27 protein-coding genes and 1 tRNA gene are annotated in these 23206 nt (G+C 56.6%); 23 read left to right on the forward strand and 5 right to left on the reverse strand.

The annotated features are described in order from the left end of the window. Nucleotides 1-31: 31 nt before the first annotated feature. From AAAK34_RS06555 to AAAK34_RS06650, 20 genes are all read left to right on the forward strand, one after another. Nucleotides 32-1672: a glycerol-3-phosphate dehydrogenase/oxidase gene (locus AAAK34_RS06555; RefSeq protein WP_231693510.1), complete on the forward strand. Its 1641-nt coding sequence runs from the start codon at nt 32-34 to the stop codon at nt 1670-1672. Between the two features lie 187 nt (nt 1673-1859). Continuing rightward, a complete protein-coding gene (gene rplN / locus AAAK34_RS06560) occupies nt 1860-2228 on the forward strand; it encodes a 50S ribosomal protein L14 (protein WP_028601656.1) in 369 nt (122 codons plus the stop codon). A 13-nt stretch (nt 2229-2241) separates the two neighbouring features. Next, the gene (gene rplX / locus AAAK34_RS06565) at nt 2242-2562 is read left to right on the forward strand and encodes a 50S ribosomal protein L24 (RefSeq protein ID WP_231693509.1); all 321 of its coding nucleotides are present in this window, start codon (nt 2242-2244) and stop codon (nt 2560-2562) included. Nucleotides 2563-2573: 11 nt separating this feature from the next. After that, complete coding sequence (gene rplE / locus AAAK34_RS06570; protein WP_231693508.1) at nt 2574-3113, forward strand: 50S ribosomal protein L5; 540 nt, start codon at nt 2574-2576, stop codon at nt 3111-3113. An 11-nt stretch (nt 3114-3124) separates the two neighbouring features. Beyond that, entirely contained in the window at nt 3125-3430 is a 306-nt protein-coding gene (rpsN, locus tag AAAK34_RS06575; RefSeq protein WP_231693803.1) for a 30S ribosomal protein S14, read from the forward strand. Between the two features lie 20 nt (nt 3431-3450). Then, nucleotides 3451-3846 (forward strand): 30S ribosomal protein S8, encoded by a 396-nt coding sequence (rpsH, locus tag AAAK34_RS06580; RefSeq protein WP_231693507.1) that lies wholly within the window; start codon nt 3451-3453, stop codon nt 3844-3846. Between the two features lie 13 nt (nt 3847-3859). Next, complete coding sequence (gene rplF, locus AAAK34_RS06585) at nt 3860-4393, forward strand: 50S ribosomal protein L6 (protein ID WP_231693506.1); 534 nt, start codon at nt 3860-3862, stop codon at nt 4391-4393. A gap of 11 nt (nt 4394-4404) precedes the next feature. Then, the gene (rplR, locus tag AAAK34_RS06590; RefSeq protein WP_231693505.1) at nt 4405-4770 is read left to right on the forward strand and encodes a 50S ribosomal protein L18; all 366 of its coding nucleotides are present in this window, start codon (nt 4405-4407) and stop codon (nt 4768-4770) included. Nucleotides 4771-4788: 18 nt separating this feature from the next. Continuing rightward, nucleotides 4789-5310, forward strand: coding sequence for a 30S ribosomal protein S5 (gene rpsE / locus AAAK34_RS06595; RefSeq protein ID WP_231693504.1), 522 nt, complete (start codon nt 4789-4791; stop codon nt 5308-5310). Between the two features lie 14 nt (nt 5311-5324). Beyond that, nucleotides 5325-5510, forward strand: a complete 186-nt coding sequence (gene rpmD / locus AAAK34_RS06600; RefSeq protein ID WP_231693503.1) for a 50S ribosomal protein L30 — start codon at nt 5325-5327, stop codon at nt 5508-5510. 13 nt (nt 5511-5523) lie between these two features. Then, entirely contained in the window at nt 5524-5955 is a 432-nt protein-coding gene (gene rplO, locus AAAK34_RS06605; RefSeq protein WP_231693502.1) for a 50S ribosomal protein L15, read from the forward strand. Between the two features lie 25 nt (nt 5956-5980). Beyond that, complete coding sequence (secY, locus tag AAAK34_RS06610) at nt 5981-7294, forward strand: preprotein translocase subunit SecY (protein WP_231693501.1); 1314 nt, start codon at nt 5981-5983, stop codon at nt 7292-7294. A gap of 133 nt (nt 7295-7427) precedes the next feature. Further along, nucleotides 7428-7541 carry a 50S ribosomal protein L36 gene (rpmJ, locus tag AAAK34_RS06615; protein ID WP_011481465.1) on the forward strand — a complete coding sequence of 38 codons (114 nt, stop codon included), beginning with the start codon at nt 7428-7430 and terminating at the stop codon, nt 7539-7541. Nucleotides 7542-7573: 32 nt separating this feature from the next. Then, nucleotides 7574-7939: a 30S ribosomal protein S13 gene (rpsM, locus tag AAAK34_RS06620; RefSeq protein WP_231693500.1), complete on the forward strand. Its 366-nt coding sequence runs from the start codon at nt 7574-7576 to the stop codon at nt 7937-7939. A 25-nt stretch (nt 7940-7964) separates the two neighbouring features. Beyond that, nucleotides 7965-8369 carry a 30S ribosomal protein S11 gene (gene rpsK / locus AAAK34_RS06625; RefSeq protein WP_231693499.1) on the forward strand — a complete coding sequence of 135 codons (405 nt, stop codon included), beginning with the start codon at nt 7965-7967 and terminating at the stop codon, nt 8367-8369. Between the two features lie 141 nt (nt 8370-8510). Continuing rightward, nucleotides 8511-9134 carry a 30S ribosomal protein S4 gene (gene rpsD / locus AAAK34_RS06630; protein ID WP_231693498.1) on the forward strand — a complete coding sequence of 208 codons (624 nt, stop codon included), beginning with the start codon at nt 8511-8513 and terminating at the stop codon, nt 9132-9134. 110 nt (nt 9135-9244) lie between these two features. Further along, complete coding sequence (locus AAAK34_RS06635) at nt 9245-10237, forward strand: DNA-directed RNA polymerase subunit alpha (protein ID WP_231693497.1); 993 nt, start codon at nt 9245-9247, stop codon at nt 10235-10237. Between the two features lie 255 nt (nt 10238-10492). Next, complete coding sequence (rplQ, locus tag AAAK34_RS06640; protein ID WP_231693496.1) at nt 10493-10882, forward strand: 50S ribosomal protein L17; 390 nt, start codon at nt 10493-10495, stop codon at nt 10880-10882. 24 nt (nt 10883-10906) lie between these two features. After that, nucleotides 10907-10983: transfer RNA gene (locus AAAK34_RS06645), tRNA-Met, on the forward strand. Between the two features lie 449 nt (nt 10984-11432). Beyond that, nucleotides 11433-11603, forward strand: a complete 171-nt coding sequence (locus AAAK34_RS06650; protein ID WP_431777861.1) for a hypothetical protein — start codon at nt 11433-11435, stop codon at nt 11601-11603. A gap of 156 nt (nt 11604-11759) precedes the next feature. Here the strand turns inward: AAAK34_RS06650 and AAAK34_RS06655 are convergent, their stop codons facing one another. Both AAAK34_RS06655 and AAAK34_RS06660 read right to left on the reverse strand, forming a co-directional pair. Then, a complete protein-coding gene (locus AAAK34_RS06655) occupies nt 11760-13178 on the reverse strand; it encodes a hypothetical protein (RefSeq protein WP_431777862.1) in 1419 nt (472 codons plus the stop codon). Between the two features lie 671 nt (nt 13179-13849). After that, nucleotides 13850-14566 carry a hypothetical protein gene (locus AAAK34_RS06660; RefSeq protein WP_431777863.1) on the reverse strand — a complete coding sequence of 239 codons (717 nt, stop codon included), beginning with the start codon at nt 14564-14566 and terminating at the stop codon, nt 13850-13852. 643 nt (nt 14567-15209) lie between these two features. On the opposite strand from AAAK34_RS06660, the gene AAAK34_RS06665 reads away from it, so the two are divergent. After that, on the forward strand, nt 15210-16604 hold the full coding sequence (locus tag AAAK34_RS06665; RefSeq protein WP_231693494.1) for an NAD(P)-binding protein: 1395 nt from the start codon (nt 15210-15212) through the stop codon (nt 16602-16604). Nucleotides 16605-16617: 13 nt separating this feature from the next. Here the strand turns inward: AAAK34_RS06665 and AAAK34_RS06670 are convergent, their stop codons facing one another. After that, the gene (locus AAAK34_RS06670; RefSeq protein WP_231693493.1) at nt 16618-16962 is read right to left on the reverse strand and encodes an alpha/beta fold hydrolase; all 345 of its coding nucleotides are present in this window, start codon (nt 16960-16962) and stop codon (nt 16618-16620) included. 16 nt (nt 16963-16978) lie between these two features. Between AAAK34_RS06670 and AAAK34_RS06675 the strand changes: the two genes are divergently transcribed. Beyond that, the gene (locus AAAK34_RS06675) at nt 16979-17251 is read left to right on the forward strand and encodes a hypothetical protein (RefSeq protein ID WP_431777864.1); all 273 of its coding nucleotides are present in this window, start codon (nt 16979-16981) and stop codon (nt 17249-17251) included. Nucleotides 17252-17296: 45 nt separating this feature from the next. On the opposite strand, the gene AAAK34_RS06680 is transcribed toward AAAK34_RS06675, so the two are convergent. After that, nucleotides 17297-17839, reverse strand: a complete 543-nt coding sequence (locus tag AAAK34_RS06680) for an alpha/beta fold hydrolase (protein WP_431777865.1) — start codon at nt 17837-17839, stop codon at nt 17297-17299. Between the two features lie 612 nt (nt 17840-18451). On the opposite strand from AAAK34_RS06680, the gene AAAK34_RS06685 reads away from it, so the two are divergent. Next, complete coding sequence (locus tag AAAK34_RS06685) at nt 18452-21862, forward strand: hypothetical protein (RefSeq protein WP_431777866.1); 3411 nt, start codon at nt 18452-18454, stop codon at nt 21860-21862. Between the two features lie 205 nt (nt 21863-22067). On the opposite strand, the gene AAAK34_RS06690 is transcribed toward AAAK34_RS06685, so the two are convergent. Then, the gene (locus AAAK34_RS06690; protein ID WP_431777867.1) at nt 22068-23108 is read right to left on the reverse strand and encodes a DnaJ C-terminal domain-containing protein; all 1041 of its coding nucleotides are present in this window, start codon (nt 23106-23108) and stop codon (nt 22068-22070) included. Nucleotides 23109-23206 lie beyond the last annotated feature (98 nt).

Below are 23206 nucleotides of genomic sequence, written 5' to 3' on the forward strand. Positions count from 1 at the left end.
AACTGTAGTCAAATTGCATCAAAATAAACTGATGAATGCACCCCTGCTTACACGCCGAGAAGATCTGCTGGCTCGTTTGAGCGAGCCCAAAAAGTACGATCTGGTGGTGGTGGGCGGTGGCGCCACCGGGCTTGGGGTGGCTCTGGATGCGGCTCTTCGCGGCTATTCGGTGGCACTGGTCGAGGCGCATGATTTCGCCAAGGGCACCTCGTCGCGTGCCACCAAGCTAGTGCATGGTGGTGTTCGCTACTTGGCGCAAGGCAACATTCACCTGGTGCGTGAAGCGCTGCACGAGCGTGTGAACATCCTGCAAAGCGCTCCCCATCTGGCGCAGCCTTTGCCCTTCATCATGCCCTCCTACAAGCTGTGGGAAACTCCGTTTTATGGCATGGGTCTGAAAATTTACGACGCCTTGGCGGGTAAAAACGGTCTAGGGCGTACGCAATGGCTCACGGCGGAGCAGACCCTGCGACTGATGCCAGGTGCACAACCCAGGGGTTTGAAGGGTGGCGTCAAATACTGGGACGGTCAGTTTGACGATGCTCGGCTGGCACTGGCGATTGCCCGAACGGCGGCGTTACATGGCGCTCAGCTTCTCAACTATTGCGCAGCCACAGGACTGGTGCACGAAAATGGTCGGGTGGCGGGGGTAGCCTGTCGCGATGCCGAAACAGCGAGAGAGTTTGTTCTGCGCGCAGGTTGCGTGGTCAACGCCACCGGTGTCTGGGTGGATGCCTTGCGGCAGGAAGATGCCCGTGCCCAAGGTCAGAGGGTTGGCCCCATCGTGGCGCCCAGCCAGGGCGTGCATGTGGTCGTCGACCAGTCTTTCTTGCCCGGTGCGCATGCGTTGCTGGTGCCTAGCACCGCAGACGGCAGGGTTCTGTTTGCAGTGCCCTGGCTCGGCAAGCTGATCCTTGGTACTACGGACACCACGCGCCAGGACATTCCCCTGGAGCCTCAGCCATTCGTCCAGGAAATCGACTTCATCTTGCGTGAGGCCGGCAAATATCTGCGCCGCGCCCCCAGGCAGGAAGATATCCTGAGTCAGTGGGTCGGATTGCGCCCCCTGGTGCGGCCAGCAGAGGAGAGCGGGGTGCCAACGCGTGCGATCAGCCGGGAGCACACCGTTCTGGTGTCCAAGACCGGTCTGGTCACAGTAACCGGCGGAAAATGGACTACATACCGTGCCATGGCGGAAGACGTGCTTGAGCAGTGCACTGAAAGCGGTTTGCTGAACAGGCTCAGACCTACGAGCACAGCGGGCCACAGACTGGTAGGTGCGCCCGCTGTGGGCGCCGGCGCTATCCCCGTGAGCAATGCTCCGGGCCTTCATTTGTACGGCAGCGAAGCTGGCGAAGTGTCAATGTTGCCAGGAGGCAACAGGGAAATTGCCACGGGGCTCAGCGAGGCCATGGTGCGGTTTGCCGTCCGCCATGAATACGCACGAACCGTAGAAGATGTGCTGGCGCGGCGTTCGCGCCTGCTATTTTTGGATGCATCCGAGGCTGCTGCTGCAGCCGCCCCCGTCGCGCAAATCCTCGCCCAGGAACTAAGCGCTCAAACAGTGAACCCATCACAGCACGCTTTACCGCACCTATCGCTTGAATCAGTGGGCCTGGCCCAATTTCAGGCTTTGGCCCGGCAATACGGGGCTACAGGTCAAGACCAGTGAAATAAATGCAGCAGGGTGTTGACAAGCCAGGGTGTCGCCTGCATAATCGAGAGCTTCGCCCAAATTGGGCTTAGAGAATCTGCCCCAAAGCGCAGCATCTGGAAGTAGTTTTTTCAGGCGCGGCGACGGGCCCAAGACTGATCCGGTAGCTTGTGAGCTGCGCTGGGTACAAGTTGGGAAATTTGAAATGATCCAGACTGAATCTCGACTAGAGGTTGCCGATAACACCGGCGCCAAGTCCGTCCTTTGCATTAAGGTGCTGGGCGGTTCCAAGCGTCGCTACGCTAGCGTCGGCGACATTATTAAAGTGAGCATTAAAGAAGCTGCTCCGCGTGGTCGCGTCAAAAAAGGCGAGATCTATAGCGCTGTGGTGGTTCGCACTGCGAAGGGTATCCGTCGCGGTGATGGCTCGCTCATCAAGTTCGACGGCAACGCCGCCGTGCTGCTCAATGCCAAGCTGGAGCCTATCGGCACCCGCATCTTCGGCCCGGTTACGCGTGAACTGCGTAACGAGCGCTTCATGAAGATCGTGTCGCTGGCGCCTGAAGTGCTGTAAGGAAAGACACATCATGAACAAGATTCGCAAGGGCGACGAAGTGATCGTGCTGGCTGGCCGCGACAAAGGCAAGCGTGGCGTCGTGACGCTGCGCGCTGACGAAGAGCGCCTGATTGTCGATGGTGTAAACCTCGTCAAGAAGCATGCCAAGCCAAACCCGATGAAGGGTATCAACGGCGGCATCATTGAAAAATCCATGCCGATCCATCAGTCGAACGTGGCAATTTTCAACAAGGCCACCGGCAAGGCTGACCGTGTGGGCATCAAGTTGCTGGCGGATGGCAAGCGCGTGCGCGTGTTCAAGTCCAGCGGCGACGAAATCAAGGTGGCCTGAGGGTAAAAATCATGGCACGACTGCAACAACATTACCGTGAAAAAGTGGCGCCCGAACTCATGACGAAGTTCGGTTACAAGTCGCCTATGGAGGTGCCACGCATCACCAAGATTACGCTCAACATGGGCGTGAGCGAGGCTGTGGCTGACAAGAAGGTTATGGACCACGCTGTCTCTGACCTGACCAAAATCGCTGGCCAGAAGCCGGTGGTGACCAAGGCTAAAAGGGCTATCGCAGGTTTCAAAATCCGCGAAGGTCAGGCTATCGGCACCATGGTGACCCTGCGTGGCGTTCGCATGTACGAATTCCTGGATCGTTTCGTCACCGTGGCTCTGCCTCGTGTGCGTGACTTCCGCGGTATTTCCGGGCGCTCGTTTGACGGACGCGGCAACTACAACGTCGGCGTTAAAGAGCAGATCATTTTCCCTGAAGTTGAGTATGACAAGGTAGATGCCTTGCGCGGTCTCAATATCAGCATCACGACAACGGCCAAGAACGACGAAGAGTGCAAGGCGCTGCTCTCGGCTTTCCGTTTCCCGTTCAAGAACTGAAGGTAACGCAAGTGGCTAAAGTAGCTTTGATCGAACGTGAGCTCAAGCGTGAAAAACTGGTGGCTAAGTACGCCAAGAAGCACGCCGAGCTGAAGGCCATTGCAGGTGACGCCAAGCGCAGCGACGATGAGCGCGCGCAAGCCCGCCTCGCGCTGCAAAAATTGCCGCGCAATGCCAACCCTACGCGTCAGCGTAACCGTTGTGAAATCACTGGTCGTCCGCGCGGTACTTTCCGCCAGTTCGGCCTCGGTCGCGCGAAGATTCGCGAAATGGCGTTCGCTGGAAACATTCCCGGCATCGTCAAGGCCAGCTGGTAAGTCGGCAGGAGATAAACAAGATGAGCATGAGTGATCCCATTGCCGATCTGCTGACCCGCATCCGCAACGCGCAGATGGTGGCCAAGCAGACCGTGTCCGTGCCTTCTTCCAAAGTGAAGGTGGCTATTGCCCAAGTGCTGAAGGACGAAGGTTATATTGATGGCTTCGAGATCAAGAGCGAAGACGGCAAGTCCGAACTCCTGATCACGCTGAAGTACTACGCTGGTCGTCCGGTGATTGAGCGCATTGAGCGCGTCAGCCGCCCCGGTCTGCGTGTGTACAAAGGCCGTGGCAGTATCCCTCAGGTCATGAATGGCCTGGGCGTGGCAATTGTCACTACCCCCAAGGGTGTGATGACTGATCGTAAAGCGCGCGCTACCGGTGTCGGCGGCGAAGTGCTTTGCTACGTGGCCTAAGGAGAAATCAGAGATGTCACGTATCGCAAAAATGGCCGTCAACGTCCCTGCGGGCGTTGATGTGTCGATCAAGGAAGAATTGATCACCGTCAAGGGTGCTGGTGGCGAGCTCAAGCTTGCACCGAACCCGCTGGTGAAAGTGTCGTCAGAGGGCGGTCAGCTGTCCTTCGTGCCGGCCGATGAATCCCGCGAAGCCAATGCCATGAGCGGCACCATGCGTCAGCTGGTGAACAACATGGTGGTTGGTGTGAGCAAAGGCTTCGAGAAGAAGTTGAACCTCGTAGGCGTGGGTTTCCGTGCCCAGGCCTCCGGCAACAAGCTGAATCTGTCGATTGGTTTCTCGCATCCCGTGAACTTCGACATGCCTGCTGGCATCACTGTCGCGACTCCAGCGCCAACCGAGATCATCGTCAAGGGCGCTGATCGCCAGAGCGTTGGTCAGATCGCGGCTGAGATCCGCGCGGTGCGTCCTCCTGAGCCCTATAAAGGCAAAGGCATCCGTTACTCGGATGAGAAGGTCGTGATCAAGGAAACCAAGAAGAAATAAGGACCTGCATCATGTTGAGCAAGAAAGAGCAGCGTCTTCGCCGTGCACGTCAGACGCGTATCCGCATCGCCACACAGGGCGTCGTTCGCCTGACGGTGAACCGCACCAACCTGCACATCTACGCCAGCATCATTTCCGGCGACGGCGCCAAAGTGCTGGCCTCTGCCTCCACTGCCGAAAGCGAAATGCGCAAGGCTTTGGGTGGTTCCGGCAAGGGTGGCAACGCCGCTGCAGCCGAACAAGTTGGCAAGCGCATTGCTGAGCGCGCCAAGGCCGCCGGTATCGAGAAGGTGGCATTCGATCGTGCAGGCTTCGCCTATCACGGCCGCGTCAAGGCTTTGGCCGAAGCCGCGCGTGAAGCAGGTCTGCAGTTCTAATCGGGCAGGGCAAAGAACATGGCTACTAAGTTTCAGGCAAGAGCGCAAGGCGACGGTCCCGAGGACGGTCTGCGCGAAAAAATGATCGCGGTCAACCGCGTGACCAAGGTGGTTAAGGGCGGCCGTATTCTCGGATTCGCTGCTTTGACCGTCGTGGGTGACGGCGATGGTCGCGTTGGCATGGGCAAGGGCAAATCCAAGGAAGTGCCCACAGCCGTGCAAAAGGCGATGGAAGAAGCTCGTCGCAACCTGGCAAAGGTGTCTCTTCGGAACGGTACCATTCACCACAACGTGACCGGCCATCATGGCGCTGCGGTGGTGATGATGGCTCCGGCTCCTCGGGGTACCGGTATTATCGCGGGCGGTCCAATGCGCGCGGTGTTCGAAGTGGTTGGTATCACCGACATCGTGGCCAAGAGCCATGGCACATCGAACCCCTACAACATGGTGCGTGCCACCCTGGACGCTCTGAAGAACTGCACCACGCCGTCTGAAGTTGCGGCTAAGCGTGGCAAATCGGTCGAAGACATCTTCGCCTGATCTGGAGCAAAAATATGGCAACGCCACAAAAATCCGTTAAGGTCCAATTGGTTCGCAGCCCCATCGGTTGCAAAGAATCGCATCGCGCCACCGTGCGCGGCTTGGGCCTGCGCAAGCTAAACAGCGTGCGCGAACTCGAAGATACTCCCGCAGTTCGTGGGATGATCAACAAGATCGACTACCTGGTCAAAATCGTTTGAAGAGGATCCGGTGATGGAACTCAATAGCATCAGTCCAGCGTCCGGCGCCAAGCGCCCGCGCCGGCGCGTAGGTCGCGGCATCGGCTCCGGCCTTGGCAAGACCGCAGGTCGTGGCCACAAAGGTCAAAAGTCGCGTTCGGGCGGCTACCACAAAGTGGGCTTCGAAGGCGGTCAAATGCCGCTGCAGCGTCGCCTGCCCAAGCGCGGTTTCAAGTCGCGCACACTGAAGTTCAATGCTGAAGTGACACTGTCTGATCTCGAGCGTCTGGGCGCTGCCGAGGTGGATATGCTGGCTCTGAAGCAGGCGGGTCTCGTGGGTGAACTGGCAAAAGTTGTCAAGGTGATCAAGTCGGGCGAATTGACCAAAGCGGTCAAGCTGACCGGTATTGGTGCCACGGCCGGAGCCAAGGCTGCCATCGAGTCTGCCGGCGGCTCGCTGGCTTGAACTTCTTTCAGAAAGTGTTCGAGTAGTGGCCTCCAGCGCACCGCAAATAGCAAAGACCGGCAAATACGGCGATCTTCGCCGTAGGCTGATGTTCTTGCTGCTCGCGCTGGTCGTTTATCGGCTTGGCGCGCACATTCCTGTACCTGGCATCAACCCTGATCAGCTTCGTCAGCTGTTCGAGGGCCAGCAGGGCGGGATCCTGAACTTGTTCAACATGTTCTCGGGCGGCGCGCTGTCGCGCTTCACCGTGTTCGCACTTGGCATCATGCCCTACATCTCGGCTTCGATCGTGATGCAGCTGATGACCTATGTGGTTCCGATGTTCGAGCAGTTGAAGAAGGAAGGGCAGTCTGGTCAACGCAAGATCACCCAGTACACGCGCTACGGCACGTTGGGTCTGGCGCTGTTTCAGTCGCTTGGTATTGCGGTGGCTCTGGAAGCCTCACAAGGGTTGGTCATCAATCCGGGGTTCGGTTTCCGCCTGACCGCGGTCGTTAGTCTGACAGCTGGCACCATGTTCCTCATGTGGCTAGGCGAGCAGATTACCGAGCGTGGCCTTGGAAACGGCATCTCGATCCTTATCTTTGCTGGAATTGCTGCTGGCCTCCCAAGCGCTATTGGCGGTTTGCTGGAGCTGGTGCGTACCGGTGCGATGAGCATCATTGTGGCCCTGTTCATTGTGGCTCTCGTGGGCTTGGTAACCTATTTTGTGGTGTTCGTGGAACGCGGGCAGCGCAAGATTCTGGTCAACTATGCTCGCAGACAGGTTGGCAATAAGGTGTATGGCGGTCAATCGTCGCACTTGCCTCTGAAGCTGAACATGGCTGGTGTGATTCCGCCTATCTTCGCCTCGTCCATCATCTTGCTGCCGGCTACCGTTGTGGGTTGGTTCAGCGCTGGTGACTCGATGCGTTGGCTGAAGGACATCGCCGCCACACTGACACCGGGTCAGCCGATCTATGTGATGCTGTATGCTTCCGCGATCATCTTCTTCTGCTTCTTCTACACTGCGTTGGTATTCAACAGCAGGGAAACTGCAGATAACCTGAAGAAGAGCGGTGCCTTCATTCCGGGTATTCGTCCGGGTGACCAGACGGCCAGGTACATCGACAAGATTCTGGTTCGGCTGACCTTGGCGGGCGCGATCTACATCACTTTGGTGTGTTTGCTGCCGGAGTTCCTGATCTTGCGCTACAACGTGCCGTTCTATTTCGGCGGTACCTCATTGCTGATCATTGTGGTGGTCACCATGGACTTCATGTCCCAGGTGCAAAACTACATGATGTCTCAACAGTATGAATCGTTATTGAAGAAAGCAAACTTCAAGACGACGCTATAGGAACGTGTCATACGGAACCACCACCCGGTGGTTAGGCAACGGTGGGTTAGGTGCCGTATGACCTGTACCGCGCACGGATTTTTGTCTCGCGCCGAGTAGGCGTGATTGGAATGAAGAGTTTTAGGAGAATGAAATGAGAGTTTCAGCTTCGGTCAAGAAAATTTGCCGTAACTGCAAAATTATCCGCCGCAAAGGCGTGGTCCGCGTGATCTGCACTGATCCGCGCCACAAGCAGCGTCAGGGTTGATGCTGCGCATCAGAATCGTCAGAGGATAGAACATGGCACGTATTGCTGGTATCAACATTCCGCCGCACAAGCACGCCGAGATCGGCTTGACGGCAATCTATGGCATCGGTCGCCCGACCGCTCGCAAGATCTGTGAGGTCTGCGGCATCCCTTACGACAAGAAGATCAAAGATCTGACGGACGCCGACCAAGAAAAGATTCGCGACCAGATTGCCCAGTTCGTCATCGAAGGCGATCTGCGCCGCGAAACCACGATGAACATCAAACGTTTGATGGACATCGGCTGCTATCGGGGCTTCCGCCATCGTCGCGGTTTGCCCATGCGCGGGCAGCGCACTCGCACCAACGCCCGCACCCGCAAGGGGCCGCGCAAGGCCGCGCAGTCGCTGAAAAAATAAGCTCAAGGATTGAAGAAGGTTCAATATGGCCAAATCACCCGCCAGTAACGCCGCCCAGCGCGTGCGCAAGAAAGTCCGCAAGAACATTTCGGACGGCATCGCCCACGTTCATGCCTCGTTCAACAACACGATCATCACCATTACTGACCGTCAAGGCAACGCGTTGTCTTGGGCATCGTCTGGTGGCCAGGGCTTCAAAGGCTCTCGCAAATCCACGCCTTTCGCTGCACAGGTCGCCTCTGAAGTGGCTGGCCGCGCTGCCATCGATCAGGGCATCAAGAACCTGGACGTCGAGATCAAGGGCCCCGGCCCTGGACGCGAGTCTTCGGTTCGCGCGCTGGGTGCACTTGGTATCCGTATCACCTCGATCTCCGACGTGACTCCGGTGCCGCACAACGGTTGCCGTCCCCAGAAGCGTCGTCGCATCTGATTTTGACGCTTTCAGCTTCGGCACTCGCAGGAAGCTGATTTATTAATCCAAGCCCACCGCCGCGGATCAGGTTGATTCGCGGCTCCCGCCAGTCAGCAATATGATGCTGGCCGCGGCAGATGAATCAATAAGGACTTTCAAGTGGCACGTTACCTCGGCCCCAAGGCTAAACTCTCCCGCCGTGAAGGCACCGATCTGTTCCTGAAGAGCGCACGTCGCTCCATCAGCGACAAGGCCAAATTTGACTCCAAGCCGGGTCAGCATGGCCGCACATCGGGTCAGCGCACCTCTGACTACGGCCTGCAGCTTCGCGAGAAGCAAAAGGTCAAGCGCATGTACGGCGTGCTCGAGAAGCAATTCCGCCGCTACTTCGAAGAGGCTGAGCGCCGCCGTGGCAACACCGGCTCCAACCTGCTGTCCCTGCTCGAATGCCGCCTGGACAACGTCGTGTACCGCATGGGCTTCGGCTCCACCCGCGCAGAAGCGCGCCAACTGGTCTCGCACAAGGCTGTTACCGTTAACGGTAAGTCAGTCAACATTCCGTCGTACCTGGTGAAGACCGGGGACGTCGTTGCTGTGCGTGAAAAATCCAAGAAGCAGACTCGTATCTTGGAAGCCATGCAACTGGCCAGCCAAGTGGGCATGCCAGCTTGGGTTGAAGTCAGCATCGACAAGGTCGAAGGTACCTTCAAAAAGGTCCCTGATCGTGACGAGTTTGGCGCCGATATCAATGAATCCCTGATCGTCGAACTTTATTCGCGCTGATCCTTGCGGTTTTAGTTCAACCTTGTTCCAACCCGCCGTCGTGGCGGGTTTGGCGCTTCACCAGCCTTACCGGTGTAACGAGCCGGGGGTATTGAGAGGAAGTATAGAGAATGCAAACCCAACTGCTGAAACCAAAAGCCATCAACGTCGAGCCTCTGGGCACCAACAAAGCCAAGGTCACACTCGAGCCATTCGAGCGCGGCTACGGCCACACCCTCGGCAATGCGCTGCGCCGCGTGCTGCTCTCCTCCATGGTCGGCTATGCGCCTACCGAGGTCACCATTGCCGGAGTTCTTCACGAATACTCCACCATTGATGGCGTTCAAGAAGATGTGGTCAACATCCTGCTGAACCTCAAGGGTGTCGTCTTCAAGCTGCACAACCGCGATGAAGTCACGTTGAGCCTCCGCAAAGAAGGCGAGGGCGTGGTGACTGCTGCCGACATCCAGACTCCCCATGATGTCGAGATCGTCAATCCCGAGCACGTCATTGCGACGCTGTCTCAAGGTGGCAAGCTTGACATGCAGATCAAGGTGGAAAAAGGTCGCGGCTACGTCCCGGGCACGATGCGCCGCTACGGTGACGAAAGCACCAAGTCGATCGGTCGTATCGTGTTGGATGCCTCTTTCTCGCCTGTTCGGCGTGTCAGTTATACCGTCGAGAGCGCCCGTGTGGAACAGCGTACCGACCTGGATAAGCTGGTAGTTGAGATCGAGACTAACGGTGCGATCACAGCTGAAGACGCTGTTCGTGCTTCTGCCAAGATCTTGGTTGAGCAACTCGCTGTGTTTGCTCAACTGGAAGGTAGCGAACTCGCTGCGTTCGATCAGCCAGCGCAACGTGGTGGTAGCGAGCGTTTTGACCCGATTCTGCTCCGTCCCGTGGATGAGCTCGAACTCACGGTTCGTTCGGCAAACTGCCTGAAGGCTGAGAACATCTACTACATCGGCGATCTGATCCAGCGCACCGAGAATGAGCTGCTCAAGACGCCTAACCTGGGTCGCAAGTCGCTCAATGAAATCAAGGAAGTGCTGGCTTCTCGCGGCCTGACCCTTGGCATGAAGCTGGAAAACTGGCCACCTTCCGGTCTGGACAAACGCTAATTTCGTAGGCTCGGGGGCTCCCGAACTGGTGAAGCTGGCCTGACATCGGCGCCTGTAAGGGCACTAGATGTTGGGCTTCTGGGGCCTTAGTCCAAGCTTGAATCCAGGATATGCGATAATCTTAGGTTCCCCAAAAGCTATGCCCAGTACATCTGGGCTTGCTAACGCGGGAAGTGAGAGTGTAAGAAGTGAAAGTGCAGGGGCCGTACCTGATCCGGCGGCTCTTAAATAAGGTATTTAGAAAGGAATAGCACCATGCGTCACGGTAACGGACTTCGCAAACTGAATCGTACAAGCGCCCATCGTCAAGCGATGCTGCGCAACATGATGAACTCGCTCATCGAGCACGAGGCCATCAAGACCACCGTTCCTAAAGCCAAGGAACTGCGTCGCGTGATCGAGCCTATGATCACCCTCGCCAAAGAACCTACTGTCGCCAACAAGCGTCTGGCTTTTGCCCGTCTGCGCGACGATGCCAGCGTGGCTAAGCTGTTCTCCGATCTGGGCCCGCGCTTCAAGGCACGTCCCGGCGGCTATACACGTATTCTGAAAATGGGTTTCCGCGTAGGCGACAATGCGCCTATGGCTTTCGTCGAATTGGTCGATCGTAAAGAAATTTCTGAAGACGACGTGCAAAGCGCCTAAAACTAGGTTATAATTTTTGCTTACCGCGCGATGGAGCAGTCTGGTAGCTCGTTGGGCTCATAACCCAAAGGTCGGAGGTTCAAATCCTTCTCGCGCAACCAAATAAAAAAAGCCCGCTGAATTTTCAGCGGGCTTTTTTGCGTGTATGTCCAGTATTGGCGTACACCTGCGGGTGAAAGTCTCCCTGCCAGCTGGTCCCGGTCAGCAAGGCGAAGACGATCGCGGCCCAGCTCGACTGCCTGAGGGCGACCGAGCGTGGGAAGGAAGCGTGGAGCACAATTCGCGAGCCGATGAACAAGAGCTCCATATATGGCGCTGCCAAGCAAGGGGAGTGGCCAAGGCAATGCGAAGCTCTTGTGTTCAAGGCGATTCGGCCTAAGTGCGGCGGGTGGGCCATGAAGGTGTGCGACTCTGACCTGGGGAGATCTCGCCTTGCGCCTGAAAGGGCGAAGGCTGTTGCGCAAGCGAGAAGTCGGTAGAGTTCGCAGTAGCGCGAACCCGAAGCCCCGCAGGGCAGGTGCGGTTGGTGCGAGGGGCCGAATGAGAGGGCTTGACTGAGAACATGCCAAGGCACAAGGTCATGCGTCTGGGTGCCAATGAAGCCGTAGCAACGCAGGTGGCACGTGACTACTACCGGTGGTGGCGCAACAGCGCACAGGGGCTAAACAGTGTCCTGAGCACAGCCCACTTCGGTTGCGTGGGTACGCCCCAATTCTCTTGACCGCAAACTCTCGAACCGCTCTGTGCGGACCCGCATGCCCGGCGGTGTCACACGGGCGCTATTCCTATGGACTGCCGCCTATGCCCCTTGGGGATCCTTCTGTTCTTTAGCGGGGATCTAGGTGTGAACGCCCGAGTTCGTGGGTTGGTGCTCGCATTAAGAATCCGAATCCGAATCCGAATCCGAAGAAGCCAGCTGCCAGTCGCTAGGCTCATCATCGATGAGAGGGGTGTTCAGGAAATCTTCGTATCTTGGAAATTTTACTTCTAGCCTTGTCCCCAGGTACTTGTGGGTAAAAGTACTCAATGTATTCAGTGATCCTGATTCTGAAAGCTTGGATTTCTCTATTAGATCATAAATGGATTGGTGGTTATCTAGAGTCCCTTTAGTGTCTACTTTGTTAGCCATTTCCATTAGGCGAAGGGCTGTCTGGTCAAGTCCGAGTGTAAGTGCTTTGGTTAGTGTTGTTGAGAAAGAGGAGTTGAAGTTATTATTGCTGCAGAGTTGAAAATCTTGGGCGTCAAAATAAGCGCCACAGAAAATGTCGTCCAAGGCACTTATAAGTAGATGTTGATTCTTGATTATTGATTTTTCCAGGCTGCTTAATGTGAAGTTCAACCAAAATTCCAGATGCTCGGGCGGAAAATCGTTCGGATATAGGTATCGTTTAGCTGATGCGATTTTTTCCAGTGTGCGCGAACAGTTTCTCTCAATTAGAAGTTCTAATAAGGTCGTATCGTGTTTGCCATTTCTAGGGGGTGTAAAGATTTCCGTAAGGTCTGTGTTTATTGAGTTTAATAGTTCGTCTAGATAGTATGTGAATAATGAATGTTGTGGGTCTGCGGTAGTCGTCCTCGAAGCAATATTTTTAATGAAATCTATATAATAGGATGGGGAGGGGGATTCTCTTGAAGTGCGCCATAATAGCGAATTAAGGATGGTGGTGTTGTTTTCGTTCGCGATTAAGTTTGTGATATAGCTGAAGTTTCCTTCAAGATGCTTGGAGGAGATTCTACTCATTAGGTAGATTAAGAGTCCTTCTGGCGGTTTGAGCTCTTCAAAGTTGATCCCAACGGTTTCATATACCGGTCTCGTGGGGATATAGTACTGATTGAAAAACCCATCCATGGAAAAGTTGCCGTGTGCTTCATGATGTTTCAGAAGCAGCCTGAAGTATTGGAGTGCAGTGTCAAGTCCGCAAAGATCATCTATATATTCAAATGTGAACGCGAACGTGCTATTCTTGATGTCTAATAGATCAGAATAATGCTCCGGGCTCATTATACTGAGTAATCTCTCAGTCGCTCTCGATCCATATGGCTGGCGCGCCAAGACATATTTAATGATTGATTGATTTCCGGTGCTGGATCTTACCCCTGAACGAATCATTTTGCTGCTGAGTAGTTCGTAGAATAGCCTGAACTCGTCCGACGCGTGATCTGCCGTTTCGACCACTTTCTGGACTATCGATGGCGGTAATTGCTGTATGAAATCTTTGCAACTCTCCTTGTATTCTGGTTTTGAAAGAGATTTCAGGATGCCAAGGATAATGAGTCCGATTTCTTGGCTGTTCACCAAATCGGACGTCCAGATCAGATCGTACTTGGATATTGCCGTGCTGACTTGATTGTTTTTGATTAGATGCACTGTGTCGTATATTAGTCGAACTGATCCATCTTTGCTAATATTCAAATTGAAGATATTTGATGCTAGTGACCCTTCTTGCGCGAGTTTCTCTTCAATTCTGTTGACATGTTCTTCGGTTTTTTGCAGAAAAGCCTGCAATGAAGAGTAGGTTTTTTGGGCTTCTGTTGAGCTGACGTCGAGTTCTACTGTGTAGTAGGAGTCAATTCCCTTCTTGATTCTGAGTGCATCTCCTTTTTTTCCGAGTATGTCAGTCGGTTTGTGGTAAATAATATCAGCTAACTTCAGATTCTTTATAATTCTCTTTTCAATGAGTGATGTGTCTGTAGATATCGTGAAGTTGACATCATCTTCTGTCAGGTAAAGGTAGTCGCGGAATTCAATCGTTCCGTAAGATTGAGACAGGTCTCTTACAACTTTTTCATGAGTTGCGCTTGCTTTTGAATAGTCTGTTTCGCATGGGTAGCTTGTGCCTGGCTTTAGTCCCTCGCTTTTGTAGAGGTTGTGAATATCATCAAGGCATTGCTTTGCGATGCATATAATGACGCTGTTTTCAGTTACCTTTGACTGAACGCATCTCGCTCCGTCAGCAACAAGGTATCTTAATGCTGGACTGAATGAGTCTTCTCTTTTTCTAAGCCGAAGTGGGGCGCTATTTCGTTGTAGATTTGATTGGCTGTGTGAATTTCATTTCCGTCTAATAGTCCGACGATATGATCCTGCTGGTAATGGGGTGACTCCTTGCGCTTTGTGTTCAGCCATAGCATGATTTCCGTATCAATGGATTGATTGAGACGGTGGTAGAAGGTGGCGGGTGCCCCTTTTGATGCACCTAATAACTCTCTAGCTGCGCTTTCTATATTGCTTAAGATGCCATCTGCGCATACATTATGTGCGGATGCAAGACTTTTTATTGCATTTTGCCTAAGAGGTAATGGGATCTCTTTTTGGGTTGCTAGTTCAATGAATTGTTCATAATCAGAGAATCCGGTGATCATGAATTTTTTGATATAGTATTCGCTGAAGGTGGCTTTTTCGGAATCGTCTGGCCCGATCATTCCGTCTTTTATTGCTAAAGCCATTTTTTTGATTTTAGTTATGGCATCGACAATAGTTTGGTCTGTTTGTGGTATCGATGTTGATAGTTTTTCGGTGTTTTCTTGGAATTTTTCCACGGCTTTGTGAATATCTGTTTTGGAGTATTCGCCGCTGGAGTCAATCTTTGTTTCGAATGTGGTTGGTTTTATTTTTTGTAATAGACCGGGCTTAATGTAAGCTGTGGAGGTTTGAAGGTTGGATGTTTCAATGAATAATGGCATTTGGTAATCTCGAGTTTTTGAGATTTCGTTGGATGATTTTTCTCGTATTTAAACGGTAAGATGCACACGTTGAGTGCGTCTACCGCTCCGGTGGGTAACGTCAAGGCTTTTAAAGTTCCCTTGGGCCTTTTAGAAAAATGCCTCGTTCAATCTTGAGAGAGGTTTTACAGGATGGCTTTGTTCGCCAAGCCTTCGTGTCGCACGACCAGCCGAACTGGAGGCGGGGCTGACTCGACAGAACGCGCAAGAGGTGTGGTAACAAGTGGCGGTCATCTGCCATGTGCGTCGAGCAACAGTGTCGGCGCCATCAAGTGCGTGTTGGCACCTGCGTGCTTTGACAGGCGGGGAGTGCCGCGCCTGTACTGACCTCAAACTCTCGAACTGCCCGGTGCGGACCCACATGCGAGGTGGTGTGGCAGGGGGCAACCGATAGTCTCTGCCCCCTATGCTGATTGTTGGAGTCAGTTAGCGCGCGCGCTCTCTCTCTCCATCCTTGCCGACTCCGATGCATATGAAGCAGGCGTTCATGCTGAGGTGGCTTGTCGGGGCCATGATTTCGCTTGGCAAGTTGGCGAATCCCATATCTAATTGATTGTTCCGCACATGGGATCTTGCGGTGGGGCGTCCTGAACGGGGGGAGACAATGGCTGAACCTCTTGAGACCGATGACCTTGTGATTGGTACTGGCGCGGCGGGCATGGCGTTCGCGGACGCGCTGCTCAGCCACTCTGATGCCGCCGTCACCTTGGTAGATAGCCGCTATGCTCCCGGCGGTCATTGGATTGACGCCTACCCATTTGTTCGTTTGCATCAGCCTTCGGCGTTTTACGGAGTGTCTTCCGTACACCTTGGGCGGGATGAGAAGGAGCTCTCCGGACTAAATGCGGGTTTTTATGAGGCGGCCAGCGCAGACGAGCTGCGTGCTTATTACGCGCGGGTGATGGATCGGCATTTCCTGCCCACAGGTCGCGTGCGCCACCTTCCTTGCAGTATCGATTCCGTCGATTCAGATGGAAGGCACTGGCTTGCATCGAGCCTCACCGGAATAGCGAAAGAGGTGAGAATTCGACGGAAGCTGGTCGATACCGGCTATCTCGAAGGGAGCATTCCGGCCACCAGTCCTCCCCCTTTTGAAGTGGTGGAGGGCATGCGATGTGTGGCCGCAGGGGAGATCACACGCCTGGTTGAGCCTCCCGAACGGTACGTCATCATTGGAACCGGAAAAACTGCGCTCGACACCTGCGTCTGGCTGCTGACGCATGGCGTGCCTTCGGGCTCCATCCAGTGGGTGAGGCCGCGCGAAGCCTGGTGGCTTAACCGCCGCTTTAACCAACCGGGTGCTGGGTTACCCGAATTCTTCTCAGGCGTAGGTCTGCAGTTGAAGGCTATGGCCCAGGCGAGTTCGGTCGACGAGGTGTTCGAACGCTTAGAAGCTGACGGATTCTTCCTCAGAATAGACCCGGAAGTGAAGCCGACCATGTGCCGCGGCGCGATGGTGAGCGAAGCAGAGTTAGCCCTGTTGCGTCAGATTCGTGACGTGGTGAGATTGGGGCATGTGCGGCGCATTGAGCGAGACCGCATCGTGCTTGATGATGGCTCTGTGCCTACCAGTCCAGCCACGCTGCATGTGCACTGTGCAGCTGTAGGTTTGGCGCGCCCCGCGTTGCGGCCTGTTTTCGAGGCTGACAGGGTAACTATTCAACCCTTGTTCTGGAGCTTTGCCTGCTTCCCGGCCGCGCTCTTGGGTGTAGTCGAGGCGACGATTGACGATATCGGCGAGAAAAACCGTTTGTGTCCTCCTATCAGTTACTGGGACGAGCCCCGTGACTACCTGTCGTCATACCTGGCGTTAATGGCACATGACCGCGCGCGTGCGGCCTACCCAGACCTGCTGGCCTGGGCAAAGGGCACGCGCCTGAACCCCATGTCTGGTCTGGGGGACTACCGCGACCACCCCCTGGTGAGTTCGACTTGGCAAGAAGTCAAACAGTATGGATCGATCGCGGCAGCCAATCTGGTCAAATTGCTGCATCCCTAGGCAACCCTTCCGGTCAGCGCCCACATAAGCCCCCAAGAAAAGCCATCAGGGCGGGGGCCACGCGATCGGGTGTTTCCAGGTGCGGGTAGTGGCCGGCGCCTTCAACGATCAAGGGCTCGGTGCTCAGAGCTTTGCCCAGCCAGAGTGCCTCGGCGGTGGCGTCCGGGAAGTCTGGGTCCCGCGTGCCCATGACCACCAGCGCCGGTACGCGGCTGCGTTCCACGATGGCCTCGGTGTCCGCCTTGGACAGACCGGCCATTTTGCGCAGAGCATCCATTCGGCCCGGCTCGCGCAGGTTGGCGGCGAGCGCAGCCTTGGCTTGGGCAAGATCCCAAAAACGGCAGTCGACCGCTTGCAATCGTCAGGAAAGCCGCGTGGACACTCAATTTCGATGCTCCGATAACGCTCACCCGTTAGGTGAGAGCGCTACGCTCCCGATCAGGCCGCCCTCGGGCACGCTGGCGGCGTTGCTCGTTCTTGCAGGCACGAGCCTGCCGCGTCCTCACCCTTGCAGGGCGCAACCCAGCCAGAGGCTGGGCATGTTTGGGCCGTCCGAGGGCGCGCAGGCGCCCTCGGAGCCGCGGCTCAAACCCTTGCCAGCGCACCCGATGACGACCTGCTCGGGCGCGTCCAACTACCGTTTTTAGGATGATCGATTGGTTTGCGCAAAGGAAACAGGCTGTTCCAGTAGGTCATCCAGAACGCCACGCGCCAAGGACCGCCGAAGCCCACAGCGATCGCAGTCTTCGCAAACCAAAAGGGGCGCCGTCGCGTACGATCGGCCCCAGCAGGGCGACGCCGCGCACGCGGGCGGGCGCGTCGTGGGCGGCCCACAGCGCAGACCCGGCGGCGAACGAGTTGCCCAGAATCACGACCGGTCCAGCCTCCAGGTCCTCGATCAATGCCAGCGCATCGCGGCCCACGGCGTGCGCGGAGTAGTCGCTCCAGAGGGCCGAGGTCTCGCCGTGACCGCGCACATCCATGGTCACGACGCGGTAGCCGGCCTGCTGAAGCCATGGTCGCAGCGCGCGGTACTCGGAGCGCAGGTCGCCCATACCCGGAATGGCGAGTACCAGGGGGCCGCTTCCACCGGTGTCATCGTAGGCGATCTGGCCTTCGCCGACGGTCAGGAAGTGGGAGGCCAAAGGCGGCGTGGCAACGTCGGTTGGCGCGATAGCTGACTGCAGGTGGGCCGCCATGGCGCAGCCGGCTGAGGTTTGGGAATACGAGTTCATGGTTGAGAGTGGCCAGTGCGTTCAGTTGATGAAGTGACTTTGTCGCATCTGCTGAAAGGCCGCAATGACCGCGGGCGCCTCGGCGTTGACCGCAGCCGCCATGCGTGCGAAACGCTCTGGCCCAAACATTGGCCTCGGTAAGCTCTGAAAAACGGTTGGCCGAACAATCGGGCCGCAATGGATGGTGAATACACCAATGATCCATCCGATGAGAAAAATCTCAATTGACCGTTCGCTTACAGAGAGACACGTCGCTTGATCGAGATTGAATAGATGGGGGCGACATTGACGAATGCTTACGCTAAGTGTGAGCGGGTGCTTGCGACCCTTTGCAGTTACCTGAACATCGTTCGGCTTTGTCTGTTGTGCAGCGTTTGCTGCCTGTGGAGTTTGGGCTCGCTACATCCGGTCTCGGTAGCTGTGCAGTCGTTCGCGCGACGAACGTAGCTGACGCGGAAGTGCTGTGCATGACTCCGTCCAAATGCATCGTCTGCAGCAAGCCAAACCGGCAGGGACTGAGCATCGACCTGAGCACCATCCATCGTCGCTGAGGTTCAATACACGCGCAGCTTGACGGTTGGGGAGATGGCGGGCTGTCGTAAGCTCTTCAAAATGCACGCAACTCGTATTACCCAAAATCTGCTTAAGACCCCATGGTCCGTCCGCACAGTTGCGCTTCGCGACGAGGCAGCGTGGTTCGCGCAGAACAGCTGCAGACGCCGTCTGGCGCTGTCCAAGTTGGAGCGGGATCTGCTGTTCGCTGGCGAGCATCCTTTGCGGTTTGCTTTCTCGCTGCTGACTTTCCAGGTCGCGCTGCTGGTGTTCGCTGCAGTGCTTCCGCAGGGCTGGTTCGCCCCCGCTTGGCTCAAATGGGAGGCCGCAGAACAACTGAGCCATTTCTCTACTGTGTGGACCATCCAGGCGACGCTGGCTGCGCTGGTCTACCCGATCGTGATCTCGTTCGTAGCCGTCTACTTGCAACGCAGGCCGGCGGCGGAGGCCTTCATTCACCTTTACATACTCGACTCGGGTGGGCTTGCAGCCGGTTTGTCATCGTTAGGATTGGTTATCGTGATGGGTATCCAGTACCTGATGTTGAGCACATGGGGAACTGCATGGCTTCCAGGCTGGGCGGCGATCGACACCGCCTGGTTCATCTTCAATGCCTCGCTGACGACGTTTTTCCTGTTCAGAACGGTGGAATTTCTCCGGCCAGAGGTGCAAGCCAGGGTCATTCAACGCTACACCGTCAACGTGGCGCTGCCCAGAGACGTGCAGCGCTTGAACTCATTTCAAGTGTTGGCTGGTGGCATTGCGAAGGGCTGGTTTCCCGTGCCGTCATATGGGGACGACAAGGCACCTGAAGGACCGCGCCTGCTGGTTGGCAGGGTGTTCCGGGAGGGTGATATCCAAGGAGAACTGCGCCTGCGGGCGCAGGCTCGATTGGTGGACGTTCGCATCTGGTTTGTTAGGCTGGTCGTCGAATCCTGGTATCGCAGTGCACTGACATCGCCTAGGCCTGACAAGCCGGAAGCGTTTGGTGTCAATACGTCCTGGCCATTGCTCACGTTGCCGATGAGTCCGGGTACGGTCTACGAAGGCGATTTGCCTCTCGCCATGGTGGCGGACGGCCCGGAGCTTTCACCTTGGCAGCGCTGGCTGCTGCGCTGGTCGGTGGTGGTGCAGCCGACATCCCGTGAGAGGTATGGCATCCGGGTTGAAGCCATCCTTGGTGAGTTGGCCGCCGATGCGCGAAACATGGCAGCCAAGCCCGACAACGAGGGGTTTGAGCGCGCTTATAGGGCGCTGATCGACTTGCACGGTTTGCTGCTTGCAGCCTGCCTGGACAAGATGGAGTCCGGCGAGCAAGGCAGCTGGGCGCTCCTGCCCGATCCGCAAAGTTTCTTCGATCGAACCCTGCACAAAAACTGGAGCAACGTTTATCGCGGCATCTTCGAGGCTGCGATCGAGGGTATGGTCCGAGACACCAGGCCACTGCGTCGCTTGTGCCATCTGCTGCAGCATCTCGATACCGACGAGCTTCGCGCATCGCCCGTCGAGATCCGGGAACACTTGCTTCAGATGCCGCCGCTGATGATGTACCAGCTCAGCAACTGGTGGGCCTTCAGGGTCGAAGAGCAGGGGATCATCGAGCACAGTCACAAGCAGATGGTGGTGCTGCGACCGCCTCTCAATCGTGTCTATGACGAGGTGCTCTCCACCTTCGTTGCGGGATGGGAGGACGGGCGGCCCGACAAGCCTAGGCGAAATCGAGACGCGCATGCATCGGACTGGGCAACCTTACCAAGATTGGCACGCCTGAACGTCAAGCACATCGAAGAGACGGCTCGGATGCTGCTCGCGGCCGTGTTGCGCGGGGATCAAGCTGCCGCCGAATGGTTGGCTGACGTACTCAGCAAGTGGTGGGGCACGCTGGATTTCGATCACGAGCCGTACCAGCTCTACGACAAGACGACGTTCATCACGATCGAAGACCTTGGGTTGGATTGGCCTGACTTTTGCACGAAATTTGGCCTGGAAGCCGACCATCCTGAGTTGCAGGAGCGATTGAGACCAAAGCTGCAGCAGGGCGCCTTTCAAGCGGCCCTGCGAAATTATTGGACCGATGTGCGCTTACTGACCATCGAGCTGATGCTCGACTGGGTCCGCGCCGTGCCGGTAGCATCTGCCAGCAGTTCGTTGGCGTTCGAGATCGCCGGCGGGCTCTTGACAGGTAAGCAGTGGAAGAGCGGCGGTCAGGCTGTCGACTCGCTCAGCAACTTGTCGCCGCCCGAGTACCTAGTTGCAAAGGTACGCCAGTTCGCGGCATCAGGCGAATGGCGTGGCGGCTATGTGGGGCGCTTGGACGGATTCGTTGAACGCGTTAAAGACATGCATAGGCCCAACATGGTCAGCTCGCGTGTGTACTCCTTTGGTGGTGCCGACGATGTGGAGTCGCTCCAGGAGTCTCAACTCGAACTGTTTGCCGTTCTGGCCACTGGAGCCTGGAGCTTGCCTCGCTCGCTGCAGCGGCAAATGGATGTCTGGTTCGATTCCCGCTTTGATCAGTACAGCAGCATTGACATTCTTCGTGGCCGACTGACGAGCTGGCTCGAACGGTTGGACGTACAGCCTGGCCTCTCGGTCGAGCACATCGAACTCATTAAGGCGCGCGTCAAGCCCGGAGTGCCGGCGCAGACGGCCATCGACCAAGTGAAGGCCGGCCTTCTAGCGGCCCAGAAGGCGTTGGAGGATCGGCGTGAAGAGACTCTGGCCGGCCAGCCGATTGACCCAAATCGACTTCTGGAGATCGGGCGGTATGCGTCTACTGCAGCATTCAGCACGGAGAAGGGGCGCTTCCCGGTCCACTTGTTCCCGATCGGAATCACACCCGAGAACTTGGAGGAATTCACGCTTACCTTCACACAGGTGCGTCGCGGCGAGCTGACACAGCTGCAGATGGACCAGCGAGCGTCGAACGAGGCGGAGTACTTCGCTGATGTCATGGCCCAGCAGGTTGCCATCGTCGTACTGAACGATGTCCTGTGCCGATCGGATATCAAGGAGATCGCGGTCCGGGACGGTGATGCCTACTGGAAAGCGTTGCAGACGCAGGCCGACCTCATCGTGAAAAAGGGCGGGACGCCAATCCTTCTGCTGGACAACGCCACCCGCCCCGACTGGGTGTGGGACTGGCAGCACGCGGATTTCGATGCCACGCACAAGCGGCCCGAGGATCTCCAGGTCAGGCACCGTGAAGGGCAAGGCGCTGGGTATCAGTGTGACTTTAACCAAATCGAGGTCTACGTGGCGCCGCTTCCGATTGGTCAGTCGGTCTTGCTCTCGAGTGAGGTGTTCCGCACCCTGACGTTCACCGACTACGGTGAAGGTCGGTTTGTACGGGTTGAGGCGGTACAGCTTGAAGGTGTCAAAAACTTGGTTGACCTCAAACTCACCTTCGCTCGACGCGTTGAGGTCGGTGAGTCAACGGTCGTCAAGCTGGCCTATTCGCAGAACCTGTGAACAACATCTAGGGGCACGTCCTCCCATGCGTGTTGAGTCCAACAGCTGGTTGCGGCAGGTGCCGCCGTTCAGTCGCAGTAACCGAGCGACTGGGTTCAGCCTGAACGAGTCGATCAAAACAATGCGGCCAACGACACCTTCGTACAGATGTTCTCGGCCAAAGCGAGCCACCAGCAGTCCACCATGCTGATGATCATCGGAGATATCACACGCGCCGAGCCTGCCAGTTGTCCACCAACCGGGTCCATGCCGCCGTGCGATCGCCGGCCGACGTGCCGGCCTTCCCGGAGTTACTAGCCACCAGCCGATCAATCGCTGCCTCCTGCTCCTGGCTGAATTCTTGCGGAAACATCGGAACGACGGTGATGATGCAGTCCCCAGCCTTTGCCTCGCTCGTCCAAGGAAGGCCGGCGTTTTTGATGCGGTAGTTCAGGTGGCCCCGACGCAACTTCATCTGTTGCAGCCCCCTGGGGGTTGGAATCTCGATCCAGCGATTGGCCACCCAAGCAAAACCATCGACGGGCAGTTCGCACTTCAAGGTCCCATCGGCTTCAGCCGTGAAGAACTCGTGCGGCTGCAGCTCCACGCGCACGCGCAGCGCCAGTTTGTGCTGGCGTTGACTGCCTTGCACCCGGGCTGTGACATCAAGCAGATCGCCAGCGCGTGCGCCAGGTGCGACCGCCACCCGGCAGCGATATTTGCTCGCCGGAGCCTTACCGCTAGCCGCGCATGCGGCACAGCTTTGGCGGGTCTGCCCGCGCCCCTGACAGGCTGTGCATTCGACCGTGGATGAGGCCCAGCCGAACCAGAGTTGTTGCCGGATGTGGCCGGCGCCACGGCATTCGCTGCACTGGGTAGCATGCAGTTGCAGGCCACTGCCGCTGCACTCGGCGCAGTCTTCGGCCACCTCGCCCCGAACTTCCTTGACACAACCGGTCACCACCTCCTCGAGCGTGAGGCTGATGGTGTGCTGGACAGTGAATTTTTCCGCAGCGGAGGCAGGATCCTCGGTTTCAGCCTCCCGTTCGTCCCGGGCGTTGCGGATCATTTCCAGTGCCCGATTGATACGCTGAATCTTTCGCAGGGCATGCACGCTGTTGTTGCGATCCGGGTGCCAGCGTGCGGACAGGCGGCGCCACGCAAGCTTTACCTCGGCATCGCTGGAGCCCGGTGCCAGGCCAAGTTCGTGGTAAGGGTCGTCGAGGTCCATGATCGCAATGGCGCGAGCTTTGTTGCAGTGCAGCATGGTAGCAGGCGCAGCTTGCCGCCAGGATCCTCGGGCTGGGTGCCGGTTTGGCTTCCTCTGAGCACCGCCGGCCTTGCCCGATCCCAGGAATGTCTGCT

The sequence above is a fragment of the Ottowia caeni genome (assembly GCF_050821495.1).
In the GTDB taxonomy this organism is placed as follows: Bacteria; Pseudomonadota; Gammaproteobacteria; order Burkholderiales; family Burkholderiaceae_C; genus Ottowia; species Ottowia caeni.

Coding starts and splice junctions, on each gene's coding strand:
- rplN (WP_028601656.1), top strand. CDS start 1,860: ATGATCCAGACTGAATCTCGACTAGAGGTTGCCGATAACACCGGCGCC.
- rplR (WP_231693505.1), top strand. CDS start 4,405: ATGTTGAGCAAGAAAGAGCAGCGTCTTCGCCGTGCACGTCAGACGCGT.
- rpsK (WP_231693499.1), top strand. CDS start 7,965: ATGGCCAAATCACCCGCCAGTAACGCCGCCCAGCGCGTGCGCAAGAAA.
- AAAK34_RS06665 (WP_231693494.1), top strand. CDS start 15,210: ATGGCTGAACCTCTTGAGACCGATGACCTTGTGATTGGTACTGGCGCG.
- rplQ (WP_231693496.1), top strand. CDS start 10,493: ATGCGTCACGGTAACGGACTTCGCAAACTGAATCGTACAAGCGCCCAT.
- rpsH (WP_231693507.1), top strand. CDS start 3,451: ATGAGCATGAGTGATCCCATTGCCGATCTGCTGACCCGCATCCGCAAC.
- rpmD (WP_231693503.1), top strand. CDS start 5,325: ATGGCAACGCCACAAAAATCCGTTAAGGTCCAATTGGTTCGCAGCCCC.
- AAAK34_RS06680 (WP_431777865.1), bottom strand. CDS start 17,839: ATGAACTCGTATTCCCAAACCTCAGCCGGCTGCGCCATGGCGGCCCAC.
- rplF (WP_231693506.1), top strand. CDS start 3,860: ATGTCACGTATCGCAAAAATGGCCGTCAACGTCCCTGCGGGCGTTGAT.
- AAAK34_RS06685 (WP_431777866.1), top strand. CDS start 18,452: ATGCACGCAACTCGTATTACCCAAAATCTGCTTAAGACCCCATGGTCC.
- rplE (WP_231693508.1), top strand. CDS start 2,574: ATGGCACGACTGCAACAACATTACCGTGAAAAAGTGGCGCCCGAACTC.
- rpsM (WP_231693500.1), top strand. CDS start 7,574: ATGGCACGTATTGCTGGTATCAACATTCCGCCGCACAAGCACGCCGAG.
- AAAK34_RS06555 (WP_231693510.1), top strand. CDS start 32: ATGAATGCACCCCTGCTTACACGCCGAGAAGATCTGCTGGCTCGTTTG.
- rplX (WP_231693509.1), top strand. CDS start 2,242: ATGAACAAGATTCGCAAGGGCGACGAAGTGATCGTGCTGGCTGGCCGC.
- rplO (WP_231693502.1), top strand. CDS start 5,524: ATGGAACTCAATAGCATCAGTCCAGCGTCCGGCGCCAAGCGCCCGCGC.
- AAAK34_RS06635 (WP_231693497.1), top strand. CDS start 9,245: ATGCAAACCCAACTGCTGAAACCAAAAGCCATCAACGTCGAGCCTCTG.
- rpsE (WP_231693504.1), top strand. CDS start 4,789: ATGGCTACTAAGTTTCAGGCAAGAGCGCAAGGCGACGGTCCCGAGGAC.
- rpmJ (WP_011481465.1), top strand. CDS start 7,428: ATGAGAGTTTCAGCTTCGGTCAAGAAAATTTGCCGTAACTGCAAAATT.
- AAAK34_RS06660 (WP_431777863.1), bottom strand. CDS start 14,566: ATGCCATTATTCATTGAAACATCCAACCTTCAAACCTCCACAGCTTAC.
- AAAK34_RS06690 (WP_431777867.1), bottom strand. CDS start 23,108: ATGCTGCACTGCAACAAAGCTCGCGCCATTGCGATCATGGACCTCGAC.